This is a genomic window from Auraticoccus monumenti (assembly GCF_900101785.1).
GTDB classification, from domain to species: Bacteria; Actinomycetota; Actinomycetes; order Propionibacteriales; family Propionibacteriaceae; genus Auraticoccus; species Auraticoccus monumenti.
Window position 1 is genome coordinate 3,570,300 of the sequence record NZ_LT629688.1, and the last position, 18,783, is coordinate 3,589,082.

17 protein-coding genes and 1 tRNA gene are annotated in these 18,783 nt (G+C 73.5%); 7 read left to right on the forward strand and 11 right to left on the reverse strand.

The window, feature by feature from the left end; genetic code table 11:
- Window positions 1-21: 21 nt before the first annotated feature.
- The 4 genes from BLT52_RS16555 to BLT52_RS16570 all read right to left on the reverse strand — a co-directional run bounded on the left by BLT52_RS16555 (window position 22) and on the right by BLT52_RS16570 (window position 3,532).
- Window positions 22-93: transfer RNA gene (locus tag BLT52_RS16555), tRNA-Gln, on the reverse strand.
- A gap of 66 nt (window positions 94-159) precedes the next feature.
- Window positions 160-1,092 (reverse strand): CPBP family intramembrane glutamic endopeptidase, encoded by a 933-nt coding sequence (locus BLT52_RS16560; protein WP_090595077.1) that lies wholly within the window; start codon window positions 1,090-1,092, stop codon window positions 160-162.
- Window positions 1,089-2,675, reverse strand: a complete 1,587-nt coding sequence (gene gltX / locus BLT52_RS16565; RefSeq protein ID WP_090595079.1) for a glutamate--tRNA ligase — start codon at window positions 2,673-2,675, stop codon at window positions 1,089-1,091. The genes BLT52_RS16560 and gltX overlap by 4 nt, the downstream gene beginning before the upstream one ends.
- Window positions 2,672-3,532: a fumarylacetoacetate hydrolase family protein gene (locus BLT52_RS16570; RefSeq protein WP_090595080.1), complete on the reverse strand. Its 861-nt coding sequence runs from the start codon at window positions 3,530-3,532 to the stop codon at window positions 2,672-2,674. Before BLT52_RS16570 ends, gltX begins: the two co-directional genes overlap by 4 nt.
- Before the next feature lie 64 nt (window positions 3,533-3,596).
- On the opposite strand from BLT52_RS16570, the gene BLT52_RS16575 reads away from it, so the two are divergent.
- The 3 genes from BLT52_RS16575 (at window position 3,597) to BLT52_RS16585 (ending at window position 7,286) form a co-directional block, all read left to right on the forward strand.
- A complete protein-coding gene (locus BLT52_RS16575) occupies window positions 3,597-4,874 on the forward strand; it encodes a thymidine phosphorylase (protein ID WP_090595082.1) in 1,278 nt (425 codons plus the stop codon).
- Window positions 4,875-4,913: 39 nt separating this feature from the next.
- On the forward strand, window positions 4,914-5,291 hold the full coding sequence (locus BLT52_RS16580; RefSeq protein WP_090595084.1) for a hypothetical protein: 378 nt from the start codon (window positions 4,914-4,916) through the stop codon (window positions 5,289-5,291).
- 276 nt (window positions 5,292-5,567) lie between these two features.
- The gene (locus BLT52_RS16585) at window positions 5,568-7,286 is read left to right on the forward strand and encodes a RecQ family ATP-dependent DNA helicase (protein ID WP_197679085.1); all 1,719 of its coding nucleotides are present in this window, start codon (window positions 5,568-5,570) and stop codon (window positions 7,284-7,286) included.
- On the opposite strand, the gene BLT52_RS16590 is transcribed toward BLT52_RS16585, so the two are convergent.
- The 3 genes from BLT52_RS16590 to BLT52_RS16600 all read right to left on the reverse strand — a co-directional run bounded on the left by BLT52_RS16590 (window position 7,283) and on the right by BLT52_RS16600 (window position 11,755).
- Complete coding sequence (locus BLT52_RS16590; protein ID WP_172804068.1) at window positions 7,283-8,701, reverse strand: cation:proton antiporter; 1,419 nt, start codon at window positions 8,699-8,701, stop codon at window positions 7,283-7,285. The genes BLT52_RS16585 and BLT52_RS16590 overlap by 4 nt on opposite strands.
- A gap of 48 nt (window positions 8,702-8,749) precedes the next feature.
- Complete coding sequence (cimA, locus tag BLT52_RS16595; RefSeq protein WP_172804069.1) at window positions 8,750-10,444, reverse strand: citramalate synthase; 1,695 nt, start codon at window positions 10,442-10,444, stop codon at window positions 8,750-8,752.
- A 228-nt stretch (window positions 10,445-10,672) separates the two neighbouring features.
- Complete coding sequence (locus BLT52_RS16600) at window positions 10,673-11,755, reverse strand: branched-chain amino acid aminotransferase (RefSeq protein WP_090595085.1); 1,083 nt, start codon at window positions 11,753-11,755, stop codon at window positions 10,673-10,675.
- 79 nt (window positions 11,756-11,834) lie between these two features.
- On the opposite strand from BLT52_RS16600, the gene BLT52_RS16605 reads away from it, so the two are divergent.
- Complete coding sequence (locus BLT52_RS16605; protein ID WP_090595087.1) at window positions 11,835-12,926, forward strand: 3-isopropylmalate dehydrogenase; 1,092 nt, start codon at window positions 11,835-11,837, stop codon at window positions 12,924-12,926.
- A gap of 101 nt (window positions 12,927-13,027) precedes the next feature.
- On the opposite strand, the gene BLT52_RS16610 is transcribed toward BLT52_RS16605, so the two are convergent.
- Window positions 13,028-13,693 carry a TetR/AcrR family transcriptional regulator gene (locus BLT52_RS16610; protein ID WP_090595088.1) on the reverse strand — a complete coding sequence of 222 codons (666 nt, stop codon included), beginning with the start codon at window positions 13,691-13,693 and terminating at the stop codon, window positions 13,028-13,030.
- 94 nt (window positions 13,694-13,787) lie between these two features.
- On the opposite strand from BLT52_RS16610, the gene BLT52_RS16615 reads away from it, so the two are divergent.
- On the forward strand, window positions 13,788-14,720 hold the full coding sequence (locus BLT52_RS16615; protein ID WP_090595090.1) for an SDR family NAD(P)-dependent oxidoreductase: 933 nt from the start codon (window positions 13,788-13,790) through the stop codon (window positions 14,718-14,720).
- Between the two features lie 56 nt (window positions 14,721-14,776).
- Here the strand turns inward: BLT52_RS16615 and BLT52_RS20940 are convergent, their stop codons facing one another.
- Window positions 14,777-14,932 (reverse strand): hypothetical protein, encoded by a 156-nt coding sequence (locus tag BLT52_RS20940; RefSeq protein ID WP_157677187.1) that lies wholly within the window; start codon window positions 14,930-14,932, stop codon window positions 14,777-14,779.
- Between the two features lie 174 nt (window positions 14,933-15,106).
- Here BLT52_RS20940 and BLT52_RS16620 point away from each other — a divergent pair, with 174 nt between their 5' ends.
- Window positions 15,107-15,673, forward strand: a complete 567-nt coding sequence (locus BLT52_RS16620) for an O-methyltransferase (protein ID WP_090595091.1) — start codon at window positions 15,107-15,109, stop codon at window positions 15,671-15,673.
- A 136-nt stretch (window positions 15,674-15,809) separates the two neighbouring features.
- Here the strand turns inward: BLT52_RS16620 and BLT52_RS16625 are convergent, their stop codons facing one another.
- A complete protein-coding gene (locus tag BLT52_RS16625) occupies window positions 15,810-16,898 on the reverse strand; it encodes a 3-deoxy-7-phosphoheptulonate synthase (protein WP_090595092.1) in 1,089 nt (362 codons plus the stop codon).
- 292 nt (window positions 16,899-17,190) lie between these two features.
- Between BLT52_RS16625 and BLT52_RS16630 the strand changes: the two genes are divergently transcribed.
- Window positions 17,191-17,724 (forward strand): hypothetical protein, encoded by a 534-nt coding sequence (locus tag BLT52_RS16630; RefSeq protein WP_157677188.1) that lies wholly within the window; start codon window positions 17,191-17,193, stop codon window positions 17,722-17,724.
- Window positions 17,725-17,746: 22 nt separating this feature from the next.
- On the opposite strand, the gene ilvC is transcribed toward BLT52_RS16630, so the two are convergent.
- Window positions 17,747-18,766 (reverse strand): ketol-acid reductoisomerase, encoded by a 1,020-nt coding sequence (gene ilvC / locus BLT52_RS16635; RefSeq protein ID WP_090595096.1) that lies wholly within the window; start codon window positions 18,764-18,766, stop codon window positions 17,747-17,749.
- Between the last annotated feature and the right edge of the window lie 17 nt (window positions 18,767-18,783).

Genomic DNA, 18,783 nt, shown 5'->3' on the forward strand with positions numbered 1-18,783 from the left:
CCGGCCAGTCGGTGTCTCCAGCTGGGGTACTAGGACTCGAACCTAGACTAACTGAACCAGAATCAGTCGGGCTGCCAATTACCCTATACCCCAAGGCTTTTCTGCTGCTCCGCTCAGCGGGGCAACGACGTCAAACTCTAGACCATCCGGGCACGTGGCTCAAACCGGGCGCGCCGGAGCCGTCGGGGTCACGGTGTGCAGGGCCATCCGCCGGCCCACCAGCCAGGCCAGCACCGCGAAGAGCGCGAAGCCGGTGACGTCCAGCACCGCCTGCAGCGGCCCGACCTCCTGCAGGGCCCTGGCCTGGGCGACCGAGCTGGTCAGCGCGGCCAGACCGAAGGCCAGCAGGTTGTTCACCACGTGCGCGGCGCAGGCCGCCTCCAGACCCCCGGTGCGCCACACCAGCACCCCGGCGACGATCCCGAAGGCGAACCGGTCCAGGAACAGCCACACGTTCTGGCTGCCGTGGAAGAGGGCGAAGACCAGCGCCGAACCGACCACGCCGAACCAGGGGCTGGCCACCACCGACCCCAGCGCCTGCAGCAGGTAGCCGCGGAACAGGACCTCCTCCGCCACGGCCTGCAACGGCCCGGTCAGCACGATCACCACCAGGAAGCCGGCAACGCCCGGCTGCGGCTGCCAGGTCAGCGGGGTCCCCTCGGCCAGGGTGGAGAGGGCGAAGACGGCCAGCAGCGCCGGCGGGGCGACCAGCAGGCAGGCCAGGAGGTAGCGCCACCGCACGGCTCCCAGCACCGAGACCAGCCAGCGCGGGGAGCGGCGGTGCACCAGCAGCACCACCAGCGCGGCCACCGGGACCGCGGCGGCCAGACCCAGGTTGGAGGCCACCAGCCCGGCCGGGACCTCGGCCCGGGCGGCTGCGGCGGCGAGGACCGCGTAGGGCTCCGCGCGGCCCCCCAGCACCCAGGCCAGGGACACCACCAGCGGGCTCACCACCCCGGCCAGCAGGACGAACAGGGCGATCGCCACCGGAGCCCCGACCAGGCCACGCCACCGGGCACCGTCCTCGGCCAGCAGCCGGGGGTAGCCGGTCCCGGCGTCCGGGCGGAGGACCGGGACCGGCCCCGGGATCACACCGGGCCCGGGGCGTCCGGACCGGCGGCGGGAGGCGCCTCGGGGGAGCCGTCCTGCAGGGAGGCCACGGCCCGCTGCAGCCGCAGCATCGACGACGTCCGCCCCAGCAGCTCCATCGACTCGAAGAGCGGCGGGGAGATGCGGCGTCCGGTGATGGCGATCCGGAGGGGGGCGAAGGCGAACTTGGGCTTGATGCCCAGACCCTCGACCAGCGCCTCCCGGAGCGCCGCCTGGATGTGCTCGTGCTCCCACTCACGCAGCTCGGCCAGCACGGCGACGGAGTGCTGCAGCACCGCGGCGTCGTCGGGCTTGCTGCCCAGCCCCGCCGCCGGGTCGATCTCCAGCGCGTCGTCGTCGGTGAACAGGAAGCCGGCCATGGGGACGATCTCGGCCAGCGTGGTCACCCGCTCCCGGACCAGGGGCACCACGCCGGTCAGCCGGTCGCGCTGCTCCCCGGTCAGGGGCTCGGCCACCATCCCGGCGGCGGCCAGGAACGGGACCAGCTGCTCGGCCAGCTCCTCCTCGTCGAGCCTGCGGAGGTGGTCGGCGTTGATCGCCTCGCACTTCTTCGGGTCGAACCGGGCCGGGTTGGCGTTCACCTTCGTGATGTCGAAGGCGGCGACCATCTCCTCCAGGGTGAAGACGTCGCGGTCCTCGGCGATCCCCCAGCCCAGCAGGGCCAGGTAGTTGAGCAGGCCCTCGGGCAGGAAGCCACGCTGGCGGTACTCCAGCAGGCCCGAACCCGCGTCGCGCTTGGAGAGCTTCTTGTTGCCCTCCCCCATCACGTAGGGCAGGTGCCCGAACCGGGGCAGCCGCCCGGGGCCGATGCCGAGCTGGGCCAGGGCCCCGTGCAGCACCAGCTGGCGCGGGGTGGAGGACAGCAGGTCCTCCCCGCGCAGCACGTGGGTGATGCCCATCAGGGCGTCGTCGACGGGTGTGGCCAGGGTGTACAGCGCGGCGCCGTTGGCCCGCACGATCACGTAGTCCGGGACGTGGGCGCCGTCGAAGGAGATCTCGCCGCGGATCAGGTCGTCGAAGGCGATCTCGCCGTCGGGGACGCGGATGCGGGTGACGGCCTCACGACCCTCGGCGCGGAAGGCGGCGACCTGCTGCTCGTCGAGGTCGCGGCAGAAGCCGTCGTAGCCCGAGGGTGCGCCCTTGGGACGCCCGGCGGCGCGGGCGTCCTGCTCCTCCTTGGTGCAGAAGCACAGGTAGGCGTGACCGCCCTCGAGCAGCCGGCGGGCGACGTCGGCGTAGGTGCCGGCGCGCTCGGACTGCAGGTAGGGGCCGGAGTCGCCACCGACCTCGGGGCCCTCGTCCCACTCCAGGCCCAGCCAGCGCAGCGAGTCGATCACGCCGCGGTAGGACTCCTCGGTGGAGCGGGCCGCGTCGGTGTCCTCGATCCGCAGCACGAAGGTGCCGCCGTGGTGGCGGGCGAAGGCGTAGTTGTACAGCGCGCTGCGGACGGCGCCGACGTGCAGGTTGCCGGTCGGCGAGGGTGGGAAGCGGACCCGCACCTGGGACGGCTCGAGGTCGCCCAGGACGGGGTCGACGGCGGGCGCGGGGGTGGTGCTCTGGCTCACGCGGGATCCTCCTCGCTGGTGTCGGTGCCGGGTCCGGCATCGGTGGCGGGGCCGACGGCGTCGGCGGAGGCCACGGTGTTGGTCAGGGTGCCGATACCGGCGATGGTGACGCTGACCTCCTGGCCGGGCTGCATCCGCCCGACCCCGGCCGGGGTCCCGGTCAGGATGACGTCGCCGGGGAGCAGGGTGGTGAAGGAGGTGACCCACTCGATCAGCGCCGGGATCGGGTGCACCATCAGCGAGGTGGAGCCGTCCTGCTTGACCTCGCCGTCGAGGGTGGTGGTGATCTGCAGGTCACCGGCCTCCTCGAGGGTGAGGTGGGTGACCATCCACGGACCCAGCGGGCAGAAGGTGTCGTAGCCCTTGGCCCGGGCCCACTGGCCGTCGCTCTTCTGCAGGTCGCGGGCGGTGACGTCGTTGGCGATGGTGTAGCCGAAGATGACGTCGGCCGCGCGCGAGGCCGGCACCTCCCGGCAGATCCGCCCGATCACCACGGCCAGCTCGCCCTCGTAGCTGAGCAGCTCGGTCGTGGGCGGGTGCACCACCTGGTCCTCCGGACCGATCACCGAGGTGTTCGGCTTGAGGAAGATCAGCGGGTCCCCGGGGACCTCGTTGCCGAGCTCGGCGGCGTGGGCGGCGAAGTTGCGACCCACCCCGACCACCTTGCTGCGGGGGATGACGGGGGCCAGAAGCCGGACGGCGGCCAGCTCGTGGCGGACCCCGGTGAGCTGGACCGGACCGGCCAGCGGGTCACCGGTGAGGGCGGCCACGGTCTCGGGGTGCTGTCCCCCGTCCTCGGCCAGCTCGACCACCCCGTAGCGGGGGTCTCCGTCAGCGGCGAAACGTGCGATGCGCATGTGTTGGACCTTTCGACTCCCGCTCACCCTAGCCAGGCGGCCTCGGTGCGCCATACTCCCGGGCATGGGTTACGACGCGGTGGAGCTGATCCGGCACAAGCGGGACGGCGGCACGTTCGACGCCGACCAGGTGCGCTGGGTGATCGACGCCTACACCGCCGGGGAGGTCGCCGAGGAGCAGATGTCGGCGCTGGCCATGGCGATCTTCTTCCGCGGCCTGGACGCGACCGAGCTCAGCGCCTGGACCGCGGCCATGATCGCCACCGGGGAGCGGCTGGACTTCTCCTCCCTGTCCCGCCCGACCGCGGACAAGCACTCCACCGGCGGGGTCGGGGACAAGATCACCCTGCCGCTGGCCCCGCTGGTGGCCGCCTGCGGGGTGGCGGTTCCCCAGCTCAGCGGCCGCGGGCTCGGTCACACCGGCGGCACCCTGGACAAGCTCGAGGCCATCCCCGGCTGGCGCGCCGGGCTCGGCAACGAGGAGATGCTGGCCCAGCTGGAGGACGTCGGCGCGGTGGTGTGCGCCGCCGGCTCCGGGCTGGCCCCGGCGGACAAGAAGCTGTACGCGCTGCGCGACGTGACCGGCACCGTCGAGGCCATCCCGCTGATTGCCTCCTCCATCATGAGCAAGAAGATCGCCGAGGGCACCGGGGCGCTGGTGCTCGACGTCAAGGTGGGCAGCGGCGCCTTCATGAAGGACCTGGAGGACGCCCGCACGCTGGCCCGCACCATGGTGGGGCTGGGCACCGACGCCGGCGTCACCACGGTGGCCCTGCTGACCGACATGTCCACCCCGCTCGGGTACACCGCCGGCAACGCGCTGGAGGTGCGGGAGTCGGTGGAGGTGCTGGCCGGGGGCGGGCCGGCCGACGTGGTCGAGCTCACCCTGGCCCTGGCCCGGGAGATGCTGGCCGCCGCCGGGCGCGGGGACGTGGACCCGGCCGAGGCGCTGGCCGACGGGCGCGCGATGGACGTCTGGCGGGCCATGATCAGCGCCCAGGGCGGCGACCCCGACGCCGAGCTGCCCACCGCGCGCCACACCCACACCGTGCACGCCGACGCCGACGGCACCCTCTCCCGGTTGGACGCCATGGCGGTCGGGCTCGCGGCCTGGCGGCTGGGGGCCGGCCGGGCCCGCAAGGAGGACCCGGTGCAGGCCGGGGCGGGCGTCGAGCTGCACGCCAAGCCCGGCCAGGACGTCCGCGCCGGCGACCCGCTGCTCACCCTGCACACCGACGACGAGCACCGGGTCGAGCGCGCGCTGGAGGCACTGGCCGGCGGCTGGACCATCGGTGGGGAGCCCACCACCGGCCCGGTGGTGATCGAGCGCGTCACCGCCTGACCCCTCCCGCGCCGGGCCCGGGCGGCGTAGCGTCGCGCCATGGGAACGGACTCACCGGGTCGTCGTCTGGCGTCGGCCCTTGCGGCGAAGGACGCCGGCGCCCTGCGCGCCGTGCTGACCGACGACGTGGACTTCACCGGGTTGACCCCGCGACGCTCGTGGTCCGCCGGTGACCCCGACGAGGTCCTCGACGTGCTGCTGGGGCACTGGTTCGCCCCGGAGGACGAGGTCGAGGAGCTGCTCGACGTCAGCGAGGGAGCACCGGTGGAGGACACCCGGCACGTGGCCTACCGGCTGCGGCTGACCACCCCCGACGGTGCCCGCACCGCCGAGCAGCAGGTCTACTACCGCACCGACGGCGAGCGGATCAGCTACCTGCGGGTGCTCTGCTCGGGGTTCCGGCCGGCGCCCGGCTGACCGGATCCCGGTCGCCGGATCGGCCGGGTGGTGCCCGCGAGACGCCCGGTCCGGACGTCCGGACGTCCGGACGTCCGGACGTCCGGACGTCCGGTCGGGAAGGTCGGTCGGGAGGGTCGGCGAGTCTGGACGGTCGGGGCCCGGACGGGGCCCGGAGGGTCGGGTGCGGCGCTGGGGCGCCCCGCCTCCTCGTGGGCCTCGGATGCACCCGCACGTGCGAGGAGCCTCGCGCGAAGCACCGGCGGACCCCGTGCGTCGGGTGGGTAGGACGCTGGCGTGCCCGACCAGAGGACCCGCCACCGCCCCGCCGACGAGCGCCGCACCGCCGCGCGCTGCACCGCGGACACATCCCCCGACGCCGTGGACCGCTCGCGGATCGAGGAGACGGCCCGCACCGTCTTCGGCCACGAGCTGCGCGACTGGCAGCGCGAGGCGGTGACCAGCCTGCTGGGGGGACGGGACGTGCTGCTCGTCCAGCCCACCGGTGCGGGCAAGTCGCTGGCCTACCAGCTCGCCGGGGTGCTGGCCGAGGGCGGGCCGACGCTGGTGGTCTCGCCGCTGCTGGCCCTGCAGGCCGACCAGGTCGAGTCGCTGACGCAGAAGGGGCTGCGCGCCCACCGGTTGAGCTCGGCCGAGGGCGAACGGGCCCGGGCCGAGGCGCTGGCCGACGACGGTGGGCGCACCTTCCTCTTCCTGGCTCCCGAGCAGCTAGCCCGCGAGGAGACCCGGCGGGCCGTGGCGGCGCTGCGTCCGGCGCTGGTCGCGGTGGACGAGGCGCACTGCGTCTCCAGCTGGGGCCACGACTTCCGCCCCGACTACCTGCGGCTGAGCGAGCTGCTGGGCGCGCTCGGTCGCCCGCCGGTGATCGCCCTCACCGCCACCGCCGCCCCGCCGGTGCGCGCCGACGTCGCCGAGCGGCTCGGTCTGCACGACCCGGCGCTGGTGCTCGCCGAGGCCGACCGTCCCGGCATCGCGCTCTCCGCCCGGCACTGCCACGACGAGTCCGTCCGCCGGGAGGCCGTGCTCGAGGCGGTCGCCGCCACCGCCGGGCAGGGGCTGGTCTACACCCGCACCCGGGCGCTGGCCCAGGAGCTGGCCGCCGCCCTGCGGGGGCAGGGCCGCGAGGCAGGGCACTACCACGCCGGGATGGCCGCCGGGGCCCGGCAGCGGGTCCAGGAGGACTTCATGGCCGGGCGCACCGAGGTGCTGGTGGCCACGTCGGCCTTCGGCATGGGGATCGACAAGCCCGACGTCCGGTTCGTGGTGCACGCCCAGGCGCCGGACTCCCCCGACACCTACTTCCAGGAGGTCGGGCGGGCCGGCCGCGACGGCCAGCCCGCCACCGGGCTGCTCTGCCACAGCCCCGACGACTTCTCCCTGGCCCGCTTCTTCGCCCCCGCGGTGCCGAAGCCGGCCCAGGTGGCCGCGGTGCTGGGCGCCCTGGGCCGCACGGGTGCCGAGGAGGAGGGCGAGGTCGACCGGGCGGCGCTGCGCGAGGCCACCGGGCTGGGCGAGCGCCGGCTGGCGCGGATCCTCAACCTGCTGGCCGAGGAGCGCGCCCACACCGACGGGGACGCGCGGACGTCGCTGGTGGAGGGTGTGGTGGCGCGGGCCGAGCAGCACCGGACGCTGCAGCAGACCCGGATCGACATGATGCGCCGCTACGCCGAGACCCCGGCCTGCCGGCAACGGTTCCTGCTGCACTACTTCGGTGACGAGCGGGAGGAGCCGTGCGGCCGCTGCGACAGCTGCCGCAGCGGCTCCACCGCGGAGCACGACGCCGCCCAGCGGCGCCGGGTCGAGGAGGCCGGCGCCGAGGGCGCGGCCTGGGTGGGACGCTTCGGGGTGGACCAGACCGTCCGGCACCGCGACCTCGGCGCCGGGGTGGTCGTGGAGGCCGAGGGTGACCGGCTCACCGTGCTGTTCGACCAGGGCGGTTACCGCACCCTGGACGCCCCCACGGTGGTCGGTCAGGACCTGCTCGAGCCGGTCTAGGCAGCTCCGTCGAGGACCGGTCCGACGTCGGCCGCTCCGGTCGTCGGCGGCTGGCGGCGGCGCTCGATCCAGCTCATCACCGGGGTGGCGGCGACCCCGTGCACGACCACCGAGACGGTGATGGCGAAGGCGACCGTCGACCACAGCTCGGCCACCTCGGGGAAGGTGGCCTGCCCGGTGGCGTAGGCCAGGTAGTAGATCGAGCCCACCCCGCGGACCCCGAAGAAGGCGGTGGCCAGCCGTTCCGGCCGGGTCATCGGCTGCTCGGTCGAGGCCTGACGGGGAACCCGTACCGACACCGCCACCCATCCGGCCAGCGGGCGGATGACCAGCACCAGGGCCAGCGCCACCACCACACCGCGCCAGGTCAGCGACTCCAGCAGCCCGTTGGTCAACGACACCCCGAGCAGCAGCAGGATCGACAGCGTCAGCAGCTGCTCCAGCCGCTCCACCACCCCGTGCATCTGCTGGTGGTACTCGTGCCCGCGCTCCCGGGAGCGCAGCGTCATCGCCGCGGCGAAGACGGCGAGGAACCCGTAGCCCTGGGCCACCTCGGCCAGACCGTAGGCGGTCAGCAACGCCGCGATGGCCAGCAGCGGCTCCCCGCGCTCGGCGATGCGCAAGGACGGGCGCGGGGCGGCGAAGGCGGCCTTGGCCAGCACCCGACCGACCAGGACGCCGACGGCAGCCCCGATCAGCACCTTGCCCACCAGGGTGAATCCCAGCCAGCTGAGACCCCAGTCCTGGACCGGTCCCTTGGTCGCCAGGTAGATGGCGCCGTAGACGAAGGGGAAGGCGAGGGCGTCGTTCAGACCGGCCTCCGAGGTGAGGGCGAAGCGCACCTCGTCGGGCTCGTCCAGTGGACCGTCCTGCTCGTCGCCGGGCCGCTGGTCGTCCTCGTCGGAGGATCCCTCCTGGTCACCGTCGGGGTCGAGGGAGCCGGACTGCTCGCCCAGACCCGGACCCTCGACCTGGACGTCGGAGGCCAGCACCGGGTCCGTCGGGGACAGCGCTGCCCCCAGCAGCAGGGCCGCGGCCGGGCCCAGGCCCATCACCCACCACCCGAGGACGGCCACCCCGGCGATGGACAGCGGCATCGTCACCGCCAGCAACCGCCAGGTGACCGACCAGCGCAGGAAGGTCCGCCAGCGCCGGAACGACAGCGGGCGGTCCAGCGCCAGCCCCACCCCCATCAGGGCGACCAGCACGGTCAGCTCAGTCAGGTGCTCGGTGAAGGCCCGGTGCTCCACCGGGGAGAACTGCTCGGGGCCGAGCAGCGGCAGCAACCCGATCAGGCAGCCGATCCCGATCAGCACGACCGGGGCCGAGAGGGCGAGCCGGGACAGCGCGGCGGGGAGGACGACGGCCAGCAGCAGCGCCACGCCGAAGACGAGGTAGATCAGGTCGGAGGCCACCGGGCTACCGTCCTGATCGGGGAAGGCGGACCGTGGTGGTCGCCCCCCTCACCGGGAGGCCGCGACGGTGAGCACGTCGTCGTCGGTGCCTGCGGGTCGGCCGGCCGGCCCGGGGGTGGCCACGTCGTGCAGCAGCCCGTACCAGTAGGCGTCGCTGAGCGCCTCCCAGCTGGCCTCGATGATGTTGGAGCCGACCCCGACGGTGGTCCAGGTCCGGGTGCCGTCGGAGGTGTCGATCAGCACCCGGACGATCGCGTCGGTGCCGTGCCCGCCCTTCTCCCCCACCGGGCCCTCCAGGATCCGCACCCGGTAGTCGGTCAGCTCGTAGCGGTCGACGGCGGGGAAGGCCGGAGTGAGGGCGCGGCGCAGCGCGTGGTCCAGGGCGTCCACGGGACCGTTGCCCTCGCCGACGAAGATCTGGACGTCGCCGCGGGCCCGCAGCTTGACGGTGGCCTCGGTCTCCGAGGGCGCCCCGGCGGCGGAGTGGCTGTGGACCCGCCAGTGCAGCACGGAGAAGTACTCCTCCAGCTGCCCCAGCTCGGAGCGCAGCAGCAGCTCGAAGGAGGCGTCGGCGGCCTCGTAGGAGTAGCCGTCGGCCTCGCGGGCCTTGACCTGGTCGGTGACCCGGGCGGCGAGCTCGCGGTCGGAGAGGTCGAAGCCGAGCTCCTCGCCCTTGATCTGGATGTTGGCACGGCCGGCCATGTCGGAGATCAGCATCCTCATGTCGTTACCCACCCGGGCCGGATCGATGTGCTGGTAGAGGTTCGGGTCGACCCTGATCGCGCTGGCGTGCAACCCGGCCTTGTGGGCGAAGGAGGACGTCCCCACGTAGGGCGCCCGGGCCGAGCCGGAGACGTTGGTGATGGCCGCGACGGCCTGGGCGATCCGGGTGGCCTCGGTCAGCGCCCCGGGGGGCAGCACCGGCCAGCCCAGCTTGAGCTCGACGTTGGCCACCACCGAGACCAGGTCGGCGTTGCCGGTCCGCTCGCCGTAGCCGTTGACGGTGCCCTGGACGTGCATCGCCCCGGCCTCGACCGCGGCGAGGGTGTTGGCCACCGCGCAGCCGGTGTCGTTGTGGCAGTGCACGCCGAGGTCCACCCCGACCGCACCGGCCGCGGAGACGACGTCACCCATCCAGCTGGGGAGCATGCCGCCGTTGGTGTCGCACAGCACGACCACCTCCGCACCGGCCTCGGCGGCGGTGCGCACCACCTCCAGGGCGTAGCGCGGGTCCTCGCGGTAGCCGTCGAAGAAGTGCTCGCAGTCGAGGAACACCCGCATCCCCTCCGCGCGGAGGTGCTGCACCGTGTCGGTGATCATGGCCAGGTTCTCCGCGAGGGTGGTCCGCAGCGCGCGCTCGACGTGGCCGACGTGGCTCTTGGCCACCAGGCAGGCGGTCCCCGCGCCGGAGTCGCGCAGCGCGGCGACCAGCGGGTCGTCCGCCGCCACCCCACCCACCCGGCGGGTGGCGCCGAAGGCGACCAGCTCGGCGTGCTGGAGCGTCAGCTCACCGCGGGCCGCGGCGGCGAAGAACGCGGTGTCGTTGGGGTTGGCACCCGGCCAGCCACCCTCGATGAACCCCACGCCCAGCTCGTCCAGCAGCGCCGCGATCCGCAGCTTGTCGGTGACGGTCAGCCGCAGCCCCTCCTGCTGGGCGCCGTCGCGCAGCGTGGTGTCGTAGACGTGGAACTGGGGCGGTGCCGCCATCGGCTCGGGCATCGGGCTGCTTTCGGTCGGGGTCATGTGGTCGGGCGTCGGAGCACTTCCGGGAACGAAAAAACCTCCCGTCTCGGACAGGAGGTTCCAGCGCGGCCGACGGTCTGCGTCAGGCGCGCTGCGTGGTAATGACCAGGTTGCAGGGCACGGGCTCATCGTGCGCCATCACCTCCGGCTGCGCCAGCCCCGTCTCAGTGCGCGGGACGTGCGTCCGCCCGGGCCCGACCGGCGTGCGGGCGGGCCCGGGGCGGCGGGTCAGCGGATCCGCCGCGTCCAGCCGTGGGTGTCCTCGCGGCGTCCGTACTGGATGTCCAGGAGCGCCTGGCGCAGCCCGAGGGTGACCTCGCCGGCCTCGCCGCTGCCCACCCGGTACTGCCCGTCGACGTCCTTGAGCTCACCGATCGGGGTGATCACCGCGGCGGTGCCGCAGGCGAAGATCTCGGTGATCGCCCCGGTCTTCAGCCCGTTGAGCACCTCCTGCAGCGACACCCGGCGCTCGACCGGGGTCAGCCCCAGCTCGGGGCACAGCTGCAGGATGGCGTCGCGGGTGACCCCCTCCAGGATGGTGCCCAGCTCGGGGGTGACCAGCTCGCCGTTGCTGGTGACCAGGTAGACGTTCATGCCGCCCAGCTCGTCGATCCACTTGCGCTCGATGGCGTCGGTGAACAGGACCTGGCTGCAGCCCTGCTCGGCGGCCTCGGCCTGGGCCAGCAGGGAGGCGGCGTAGTTGCCGCCGCACTTGGCCGCCCCGGTGCCGCCGGGGGCGGCACGGGTGTAGTCGCGGGAGATCCAGATCGAGACCGGCGCGACGCCCCCGCTGAAGTAGGACCCGGCCGGGGAGGCGATCACGCAGTACTGCACCCGCCGGGAGCTGCGGACGCCGAGGAACACCTCGTTGGCGAACATGAAGGGGCGCAGGTAGAGGGAGGTCTCCCCGCCGCTGGGGACCCACGCCTCGTCGGCCTCGACCAGGGCCTCGATGCTCTCGAGGAAGGCCTCCACCGGGAGCTCGGGCAGGGCCAGCCGGTGGGCGGAGACGGCGAAGCGCTCGGCGTTCTTCTCCGGGCGGAACAGCCAGATCGAGCCGTCCGCGCGCCGGTAGGCCTTCATGCCCTCGAAGATCTCCTGCGCGTAGTGCAGCACCGCGCTGGCCGGGTCGAGCGCGAAGGGCCCGTACGGCACCACCGCGGAGTCGCCCCAGCCGTCGGCCGCCGTCCAGGTGGCCACGGCCATGTGGTCGGTGAACACCTGGCCGAAGCCGGGGTCGGCGAGGATCGCCTCGCGCTCGGCGTCCCCGCGCGGTGCAGGCGAGGGCTGCAGGTCGAACTTCAGCGTCATGAGCGCAAACTACCGCCCGCCTCCCCCGCCCCGGCGCCGGTGGTGAGACGCCCCGGACGGGCCCGGGACGCTAGCTAGCATGCCGCGGGTGACCGACACCCCCAGCGCCACCCCGTCCACCCCGACCATCGCCGTCATCGGCGGGGACGGCATCGGTCCGGAGGTGACCCGCGAGGCCGTTAAGGCGCTGACGGCCGTGGCCGGGGGCGACGCCTTCTCCTTCGTCGACTACGACCTGGGCGCGGAGCGCTGGAAGCGGACCGGGGAGGTCATGCCGGACTCGGTGCTGGCCGAGCTCGACGGCGCCGACGCCATCCTCTTCGGTGCGGTGGGTGCAGCTCCCGGGGACACCACGATGCCCAGCGGCATCCTGGAGCGGGGGCTGATCCTGCGGATCCGCTTCGCCTTCGACCACTACGTGAACCTGCGCCCCAGCCGGCTGTACAGCGGGGTGCCCACGCCGCTGGCCAGCAGCGTCACCGACCGCGGCGAGATCGACTTCGTGGTGGTCCGGGAGGGCACCGAGGGGCTGTACTGCGGCAACGGCGGCGTGGTGCGGACCGGCACGGTGCACGAGATCGCCACCGAGGTCAGCGTCAACACCGCCTTCGGCGTCGAGCGGGTGGTCCGTGACGCCTTCGAGCGCGCCACCCGCCGCCGCAACAAGGTCACCCTGGTCCACAAGCACAACGTGCTGGTCAACGCCGGCCGGCTGTGGTCGCGGGTCTTCGACGAGGTCGCCGCCGACTACCCGCAGGTGCAGACCGACTACCTGCACGTCGACGCCGCCACCATCTTCCTGGCCACCGACCCGGCCCGCTTCGACGTGGTCGTCACCGACAACCTCTTCGGCGACATCCTGACCGACCTGGCCGCGGCGGTCACCGGCGGCATCGGGCTGGCAGCCAGCGGGAACGTCAACCCCGCCCGCACCCACCCCTCGATGTTCGAGCCGGTGCACGGCTCGGCCCCCGACATCGCCGGTCAGCAGAAGGCCGACCCGACCGCGGCGATCCTGTCCGCGGCGCTGCTGCTGGAGCACCTGGGACGCCAGGCCGAGGCGGCTCGGGTCACCGAGGCCGTCACCGCCGACATCGAGTCCCGCACCGCCGCCCCGCGCACCACGACCGAGATCGGCGACGCCATCGCGACGCGGATCGCCGGGGCTTGAGGACCACCTGAGGCCGCCGCGGCCGAGCTGCTCAGTCGCCCGCGTCTGCGGGGTGGGGCCGTCATCTGACGGGGTCGCGGCCGTGACCGCCGGTGGAGGGCTCAGCCGCGCGGCAGCACGCCCAGGAGCGTCGAGGTGAAGGAGAGCCGCAGGGCCTCCCGCAGCTCCATGTGGAGCACGCCCAGCTCGGGCTCGTCGGCGTAGGCCGCGAGCAGGCTGGGCGGCGGCGGGACGTAGGCCGACAGGGCCCCCGCCGAGACCAGCACCATCAGGCAGGACCGCTGCGCGGCGTCGCCGAGCTCGGGCACGTGCTGGCGCAGGAGCTCAACCATGGTCGCGAGGTGCACCAGGGACGCCCGCTTGTGCCGCTTCACCGCCTCGACCGAGACGTTGTGCTCCAGGACCCCGCCCTGGGCGCCGAAGAGGTCGCACAGCACCACGCGGTCCGACAGCGACCGGCTGAGGACGTCGGCCAACTGCTCGCCCCGGACCTCCGGGGTCGCGGAGGCGTCGACACCCGCGGCCAGCTCGTCGGCCAGGTCGACGAGCCACCTCCTCAGGTGGTCGTCCAGCAGCACGAGCAGCAGCGCCTCGCGCGACTCGAAGTAGCGCAGGACGTTCGACTTGGCCAGCCCGACCCGCCGGCTGAGCTCGTTGAGGCTCACCTCCCCCACCGGCATCTCCGCCAGCATCGCCGCCGCCGTGTCCACGATGGCCCGGCGGCGGATCTGCCGCTGCTCCTCGCTCCGTGCGCGCTGGAAGGTCACCCCGCCAGTCTAGCTAGAGACCACCGGTCCGTTGACATCAGACCGCTGGTCCCTTATCTTCGAATTACAGACCACTGGTTCTTTAGGAGACGACATGACGGACAGCTGGACCGAGCAGCACATCCCCGACCAGCACGGGCGGGTGGCGGTCGTGACCGGCGCCAACACCGGGCTGGGGTTCGAGACCGCCCGGATGCTCGCCGAGCGGGGCGCGACGGTGGTCCTGGCCGTCCGCGACGTCGGCAAGGGCGAGCGGGCCGCCGCTCGCATCGAGGGCGAGGTCGCCGTCCAGGAGCTCGACCTGACCTCGCTGGACTCGATCCGGTCCGCGGCGGCCGACCTGCGTGCGGCCCACCCGCGGATCGACCTGCTGGTCAACAACGCCGGGGTGATGTTCCCCCCGAGGCAGACCACCGCCGACGGCTTCGAGCTGCAGCTGGGCACCAACCACCTCGGCCACTTCGCCCTCACCGGACTGCTGCTGGACCGGCTGCTGCCCGTCCCCGGCTCCCGGGTCGTCACGGTCAGCAGCACCGGACACCGCATCCGGGCCGGCATCCACTTCGAGGACCTGCAGTGGGAACGCTCCTACAGCCGTGTCGCCGCCTACGGTCAGTCCAAGCTCGCCAACCTGATGTTCACCTACGAGCTGCAGCGCCGGCTCGCTCCCCGCGGCACCACGATCGCGGTCGCCGCCCACCCCGGGCTGTCCAACACCGAGCTGACGCGGAGCACGCCGAGGGCGTTGCGCGTGCCCGTGGCCTGGCTCACCCCGCTGCTCACCCAGGAGGCGGAGATGGGCGCCCTGCCCACCCTCCGCGCCGCCACCGATCCCGCCGTCAGCGGCGGCCAGTACTACGGCCCCGGCGGCCGGGGTGAGGTCCGCGGGTACCCGAGGCTGGTCGGCTCCAGCGCCGGCTCCCACGACCAGTCGGCCCAGCAGCGCCTGTGGAGGATCTCCGAGGAGCTCACCGGCGTCACCTTCCCGGTGGGTGCCGCCGTGGTCGGGGGGCACCGGGACTCCTGAGCCGCCGCCGGCGGAGCCGGACCGCCCAGGAGGACGTCAGCCGGCGGGCCGCGGGGTCAGCGGTGCTCGGCGCGGACGCGCGGGGCGACCGAGTGCGCGCGGCGGGGGCGGCGTCGGGGGGTGGGGTCGCGGTGCTCGGCACCCTCGCGCTCGACCACCTCGGCGCCGTCGAGGGGCTGCCCGCTCCAGCTGGTCGGGTACATGTCGTACACGGGGCACTCCTCTCGACGTCGGGCCGCCCCTGCGGTGGCCGTCCCCGAGATACTAGGACGCCCGACTATCTCGATCGCATCCTGGACGCCGACGTCTCGGATGACGGACAGCGGTGCCGGTCCCGCAGTCCGGACGGGGCTCGGCGGACCCGCCGATCGGGCAGACTCGGGCCGGTGAGCGTCCTCCTCGATGTGCCGTCGCTGGTGACCAAGGCCCTGCGCAAGTCGCTGACCATGGGCTACCTGGACGCCACCCGGACCGAGACCGGGCGCCTGCTCGCCACCCTGGCCGCGAGCCGGACGGGCACCATCGCCGAGTGCGGGACCGGCTGCGGGGTGGGCGCGGCCTGGCTGCGCAGCGGGGCCCCGGCCGACACCCGGGTGCTGACCGCCGAGCTGGAGGGCCGCCTGGCCCACGACGTGCAGGACATGTTCGCCGGCGACGGCATCGACGTGCTGCACGCGGACTGGACCGAGCTCACCTCCGCCGCCCCCTTCTCACTGCTCTTCCTGGACGCCTCCTCGGCCAAGAACGCCCCGCGCGACGAGGTGATCGAGCTGGTGGAGCCGGGCGGCATGATCGTGCTCGACGACTTCACCCCCAGCACCATCACCTCCTCGATGCGGCCCGAGCGGCTCGACCAGATCCGCAACGACTGGCTGGCCGACCCCCGGCTCAGCAGCGCCGAGGTGATGGTGGCCGCCGACACCGCCGTGGTGGTGGCGGTCCGCCGCCGCTGACCGGCGCCCGCCCCACCACCCGGCAATGGTCCTGGCCCGGACGCCTCACGACGACGTGGCCACTCGCCCTCCGACGTCGCCTCGACGACCACCGAGGCGACGCCTTGCGGCCACCCGCCACCCCGGCGGCCCCGCGTCAGCCCTGCCGGCGTCCGGACCGCTCGCGCGAGGCCGCGGCCAGCGTGGTCAGCACGTCCACCGTGGTGTCCCAGGACATGCAGGCGTCGGTGACGCTCTGGCCGTAGGTGAGCACCGACGTCGGCTCCGTCACGTCCAGCGGCTGGGCGCCCTCGACCAGGAAGCTCTCCAGCATCACCCCGGCCAGCGCCGTCGACCCCGACGCGACCTGCCCGGCGAGCGAGCGGGCCACCTCGGCCTGGCGGCGGTGGTCCTTGCCGGAGTTGGCGTGGCTGGCGTCGACCAGCACCCGGGGGTTCAGTCCGGCGGCACCCATCCGCGTCGAGGCGGCGGCCACGTGCTCCGGCCCGTGGTTCGGGCCGGTGCGCCCGCCGCGGAGCACCAGGTGGGTGTCGGGGTTGCCTGCGGTCGAGACCAGCGCCGCCCGCCCCGAGGGGTCGATGCCCAGGAAGGACTGCGGCGCGGCCGCGGCGGAGCAGCCGTCCACGGCCACCTGGAGGTCCCCGTCGGTGCCGTTCTTGAAGCCGACCGGCATCGACAGCCCGGAGACCAGCTGGCGGTGGATCTGGCTCTCGGCGGTCCGCGCCCCGATGGCCCCCCAGCTGACCAGGTCGGCCAGGTACTGCGGGGTGATCGGCTCCAGGAACTCCGTGGCGCAGGGCAGCCCGCGCTCCCCCACCTCCAGCAGGAACCGGCGGGCGGTGGCGATCCCGGTCGCGATGTCGTGGCTGCCGTCCAGGTGCGGGTCGTTGACCAGGCCCTTCCACCCGACGGTGGTGCGCGGCTTCTCGAAGTAGGTCCGCATCACCACCAGCAGGTCGTCGCGCAGCGTGCCGGCCAGGGAGGCGAGGCGGTCGGCGTACTCCAGCCCGGCGGTGACGTCGTGGATCGAGCAGGGGCCGACCACCACGAGGAGTCGGTCGTCGAGGCCGTCCAGCACGGCGGCCACCTCCGAGCGGCCCCGCTCGACGGCGGCGCGCCCGCTCGGGGAGACGGGCAGGTCGGCCAGCAGGGCGTCCGGGGCGGGCAGCGGGCTGAGCTCGGTGACCCTCAGGTCGGCGGTGCCGGCACGCAGCGGGGTGGTCATGGGAGTCCTCTCCGACGGACCCCGTTCCCAGAGCCCGCCTGACACGGCGAAGGACCAGGAGTTCTCCTGGTCCCGTGGCTTCTGGAAGGTGTGATCGAGCGCGTCAGCCCCTCGCCGGGCCCTCCAGAGCCAGAGCGCGATAGGCATACCAACGTGCGATCACGGGACCACCCTAACCCGGGGCCCCAGCACCGACCAGCACGTCCGGTGGGTGGGCGGCCCGCCTGAGGAGACACCCAGAATCCGACCCCCACCCTCCCGCCCGGGTGCCGCGCAGGTCATGCTGGGTCCCGTGCCCCGGACTCCTCTGCATCGACGGCTCGGTCGCGCCCTGCTCGGGGTGGCGGCCGCGCTGGGAGCCCTCACCCTGGTGGGTGCCCTGCTGTGGAGCCAGGCGCCGGAGTGGGGCATCCCCTACGCCCGCTACACCAACGACGAGGGCAGCCGGTGCCGCACGACCTGGACCGGTCACGTCTGCTCCCCGCTGACCATGGCCGAGGTCGACGCCCGCACCGGGGTGACCTTCCCGGACGGGACGTCGATCCAGAGCTCGGAGCTGGTGCAGACCCACGACTGGGAGCTGCGGGTGCGGCTGGTGCTGCCTCCTGAGACCGACGACCTGGAGGAGCGGCTGGAGGAGCGTTTCGGCCCCTGCCGCAAGAACCAGCCCAGCCCGCTGCCCCCGGAGTGGGAGGACCGCTGCGTCCGCACCCACGACGCGGTACGCGTCGAGGGCCAGCTGCCCCCGACCGCCTGGCGGGTGGCCGGAGGCCGCCCACCGGACGCGGAGCAGCTGACCCTCGACATCGACCTGAGCTCGCGCTGAGCGGGCGCCGTCGACCGGTGGCTCAGCGGGCCGCGGTGCCCTCGACGTAGTCGTCGTCGTGGCTCTTGACCCAGGCCATCATCCCGCGCAGCTCGCGGCCGGTGGCCTCGATCGGGTGCTGCTCGCCCTCGGCGCGGAACTTCTTGAACTCCGGGCCGCCGGCGTCCTGGTCGTCGATGAAGCGCTGGGCGAAGGCACCGTTGCGGACGTCGTCCAGCACGGCCTTCATGTTCTCCTTGACGCGGGCGTCGATCACCCGGGGGCCGGAGACGTAGTCGCCGTACTCGGCGGTGTCGGAGACGCTCCAGCGCTGCTTGGCGATGCCGCCCTCGTACATCAGGTCGACGATCAGCTTGAGCTCGTGCAGGCACTCGAAGTAGGCCACCTCGGGCTGGTAGCCCGCCTCGACCAGGGTCTCGAAGCCGGCCTGCACCAGGGCGCTGGCCCCGCCGCAGAGGACGGCCTGCTCACCGAACAGGTCGGTCTCGGTCTCCTCGGTGAAGGTGGTCTTGATCCCGCCGGCACGGAGCCCGCCGATCGCCTTGGCGTAGGCCAGCGCGGTGTCCCAGGCCTTGCCGGAGGCGTCCTGCTCGACGGCGACCAGCACCGGGACACCACGTCCCTCGCTGTACTCGCGGCGGACCAGGTGGCCGGGGCCCTTGGGGGCGACCATGACGACGTCCACACCCTCGGGGGCGGTGACGTAGCCGTAGCGGATGTTGAAGCCGTGGATGAACAGCAGGGTGTCACCGGCGACCAGGTTGGGCTGGATGGACTCGGCGTAGAGCTGGCGCTGCAGGTGGTCGGGCACGGCCACGACCACCAGGTCGGCCTCCTCGACGGCCTCGGCGGGGGTCAGCACGCGCAGGCCCTGGGCCTCGGCGCGGGGACGGCTCTTGCTGCCCTCGAGCAGCCCGACGCGGACGTCGACGCCGGAGTCACGCAGCGACAGGGCGTGCGCGTGACCCTGGCTGCCGAAACCCAGCACGGCCACGCTGCGGCCCTGGATCACGGACAGGTCGGCGTCGTCGTCATGGAACATCTGTGCTGCCACGGGTG